Annotated in this window: 5 protein-coding genes; 3 read left to right on the forward strand and 2 right to left on the reverse strand. The window is 64.9% G+C overall.

The genetic code is table 11. From position 1 onward, the window contains the following. Window positions 1-143: 143 nt before the first annotated feature. Window positions 144-1,445, forward strand: a complete 1,302-nt coding sequence (locus tag AOK08_RS38725; RefSeq protein ID WP_055534840.1) for a tyrosine-type recombinase/integrase — start codon at window positions 144-146, stop codon at window positions 1,443-1,445. A 5-nt stretch (window positions 1,446-1,450) separates the two neighbouring features. Here AOK08_RS38725 and AOK08_RS38730 read toward each other — a convergent pair whose 3' ends face one another. Both AOK08_RS38730 and AOK08_RS38735 read right to left on the reverse strand, forming a co-directional pair. Continuing rightward, entirely contained in the window at window positions 1,451-1,708 is a 258-nt protein-coding gene (locus AOK08_RS38730) for a hypothetical protein (protein WP_055534842.1), read from the reverse strand. A gap of 273 nt (window positions 1,709-1,981) precedes the next feature. Continuing rightward, complete coding sequence (locus tag AOK08_RS38735; RefSeq protein WP_055534844.1) at window positions 1,982-2,386, reverse strand: helix-turn-helix domain-containing protein; 405 nt, start codon at window positions 2,384-2,386, stop codon at window positions 1,982-1,984. Window positions 2,387-2,651: 265 nt separating this feature from the next. Between AOK08_RS38735 and AOK08_RS38740 the strand changes: the two genes are divergently transcribed. Further along, window positions 2,652-2,948: a helix-turn-helix domain-containing protein gene (locus tag AOK08_RS38740; protein WP_157876981.1), complete on the forward strand. Its 297-nt coding sequence runs from the start codon at window positions 2,652-2,654 to the stop codon at window positions 2,946-2,948. Next, window positions 2,945-3,220, forward strand: a complete 276-nt coding sequence (locus tag AOK08_RS38745; RefSeq protein ID WP_055534848.1) for a helix-turn-helix domain-containing protein — start codon at window positions 2,945-2,947, stop codon at window positions 3,218-3,220. The genes AOK08_RS38740 and AOK08_RS38745 overlap by 4 nt, the downstream gene beginning before the upstream one ends. The last annotated feature ends 115 nt before the right edge of the window (window positions 3,221-3,335 follow it).

Consider the following 3,335-nt stretch of genomic DNA (forward strand, 5'->3'; position numbering starts at 1 on the left):
GGTTCAAGTCCCGTCACTCACCCTGATTGATCAAGGCCCGACCTGCGAAAACAGGTCGGGCCTTCTTCTTGTTCGAGATCACGGGAACAGTACGGGAACACACCCCCCTCCCGAAGCCCCGCTTCGGGTCGTATTGTCCCCCCATGGCGAGCGTCACTGAAAGAAACTGGAAGAACGGCACTACGACCTATCAGGTGAAGTGGCGTCAGGACGGCGCGTGGCAGACCGAGAACTTCGGTGGCCCCGACAGCGAGCAAGCAGCCGGTCAGGCGGAGCAGTTCAAGGGTCTCGTCGAGGCTCACGGCAACAAGTGGCCGTTCGGCTGGATCCGTGGCAAGGGCTTCGTTGAACCTGAAGTGCACCCCGACGACGCCCCGTTCCTCGCGTGGGCACACCGTTACGTCGACCGCCTCACCGGCGTCGAGGCGCGTACGAAGAAGGACTACCGCCGGGACATCGACAACCACTTCGCCGGGCTGCTCCACACGGGCCCGGACGGCGTCGAGCGGCGGTACGGCGGACTCGTCCACACCCTCAGGGACGGCTCGTTCAACCCCGCGACCGTGTGCACCATCACGGAGGACGACCTGCAGGACTGGGTCCGCGTCCAGTCCGAAGGCGTACGGGACCCACATCACCCCGACAGATGGCTGATCCGGAAGGCCAGCCCGAAGAGCATCGCGAATCGCCACGGCTTGCTGTTCTGCATCTTTCAGGCCGCCGTGGACGCCCCGCAGCCGCTGCGTGTGACGAACCCGTGCGCGAAGACCAAGCTGCCGCGCACGGACGATCAGACCGAGGAAGAGATGTGCTTCCTCGAGCACGACGAGTACGCCCGTATCAGCGCTGAGATGCGGATGTTCGATCCGAAGGCCGCCGACCTGATCGACTTCCTCGTCGGCACCGGTCTGCGCTGGGGCGAGATCACCGCGCTCCAGCACCGCGACGTGAACACACGGCGCAAGACGATCAGCATCCAGCGGGCATGGAGGCGCCAGGAAGACAACACCTTCGCAGTCGGGCCACCGAAGACGAAGAAGGCCCGCCGCGTGCTGGCTCTGTCCGCCAGCCAGATGGAACTGTTGCGCCATCACATGCTCGGCCGGCGCCCCGAGGACTGGATCTTCCGGGGCCGGGACGGCGCCGCCTGGCGGCACAGCAACTTCTACAACAGGAAGTGGAAGAGGGCTCTCGCGGAGGCCACCAAGAAGGGGCTGACGAAGCAGCCCCGGCTGCACGATCTTCGCCACACGCACGTGTCATGGCTGATCGGTGCGAATATCCCTCTTCCCGCTATCCAGGCACGCCTGGGACACGAGTCGATCACGACCACGGTGGACCGGTACGGGCACTTGGTGCGGGCCCTCGACGGCGAGATCATCGCCGCCGTCGAGGCTGCCATGCCCGTGCAGGACTTCCGCTCCCACCTCAAGGCTGTCGGATAGCCACCTCACCCCGCTTGTGGGGGCTGCCAGTTCTGCTCCCACAAGCCGTTACTAACTGCGTGGTTCAGTTCGGCGAGCAGTTCTACGCGAGCTTGGGGGGTGATAGCGCCGCGCACAACGAGCCATGTGAATCGGTTGTCTTTTTCCTCCAGGCCCATGACGACTTTGCCTCCGGGCAGAGAGTCGACGTACTCCATCTCGACGCCCAGGACCTGGGCGTCGACCAGGGTGCTGTCCTCCGCCGGTGCATCTTCGTCTGCCATCCGTGTGACCCCCTTGCTTGGCAAGCCCCACGCGTTCGCACTGCCGCTCGAACGCGCGAGCGAACGTAACCAGTTACGCCCCCCAGGCGGATGACCGACAATGCCATACCGCTTACCCCGTGACCAGGGCTCACCTACGAGTAACTGGAAGTCGCGGGAATCCAGGCCGCCGCTGGTCAGCGTCCAGTACTGAACGTGCAGCTATGGCCAACGACTTGAGGGATGCCGCACGCGACCCGGAGAAACCGGGGAGTAGGTACGGTTTTCAGCCAGTCATACTGGGCGCGTTCGACGCGATTCGATGATGTCCCGCACCCACGCCTGGTCCTCGGGGCTCATATCCCGGTAGCCGTGCACGAGGGCCCGCACTTCGGCGTCTTCGCTCCACACGGTGTCGATGCCGAAGAACTGGGCGCCGGCGGCCTCCTGCACCTGCCCAAGCGGCAGGCGGAAGCCCTGGGCAAGTGCGCGCAACTGCGGACGCGTGGGCCCCTTCGTGCCCAGAACGCCATTGATCAGGTTGCCGAGGGTGCTGGGCGGATACTGGGGCTTCCGGTCCGGGTCTTTGGGATCAACGCAAGCCGCCGCGAGTTCACGCAGGCCCAGGCCCAACCGCCCCTTACGGTCGCGCAGAAGGTCGGACAGATCAGTCCGGTCCGTCGGCCCCTCATCCGTCATTACCCCTCGCCTCCTGATTGCGTGAGCACGCCAGTGCCCATGTGTCAGCCGGTACGTATGTGGCGTTCATCCTGCTCAGCGCAGGGTAAGGCATTCCTTCGCTGGTCACAGTGTCCAGGTTCCTGGATGGTCGGCGCCAGTCCGTCAGGTCACCTTGACCAAATCCAGCACAAGAAGGTCGTACAGAAAACTGGACAAGGTGGCCAACTTTCTGACACGGTGGGCCTGTCCAAATTTCTGGTCACTCTGTCCAAGAGGTATGCCCGTGGCTTCTGAACCCCGATACCGGCTGGTCAAGCCCGGTCTCATGAGAGAGCTGATGGACCGTACGGGGACTGGCTCGGATGTCAGCGGCCGGGAACTCGCGTCCAAGGTCGGCATCCCGCACGGGACCATCGACGCTCTCCTGAGCGGCAATACCAAGACACAGCCGTCCAGCGTCGCGCACGAGATCTGTCGTGTCATCGGCGTAGACCTGCTGATCCTTTGGGCCCCCACCGGGCGAGCTGTGCCGGCGGAGGACACCTCTACCGCCGCCCCGCATCTGGCGGTCTCCGCATGAAGCGCCGGTACACGTACCCCGAGGCGGCGCACGAGCTCCGTGTCGAGGAGTCGTGGCTGCGCCGGCACATCAAGCGGCTGCCCCACGCGAAGAAGGGGCGGGTCGTCACGTTCTCCGAGGACGACCTCGACCGCATTGATACTCTGCACCACCACGAGCCGTCAGCGGGCCCCTTCGCCCAGGAATCCGTCCCGTCCGCTGGCGCCAGCCTGCACCCGATGAGTCACCTTCGGCCGCTGCCGTCGCGTGGTGCACGCGTACGAACCGGCTGATCAACGGAGTCGGGGCCGCTCCGGATGCGACCCGGACCAGCCCCGAAAGCAGATCACCTCACCACTCTGAAAGCTGAGGTTCACCGTGGAACAGGCTACCCAGCCCGCCACCCCC

Origin of the sequence: Streptomyces graminilatus (assembly GCF_001418565.1) — a bacterium.
GTDB lineage: Bacteria > Actinomycetota > Actinomycetes > Streptomycetales > Streptomycetaceae > Streptomyces > Streptomyces graminilatus.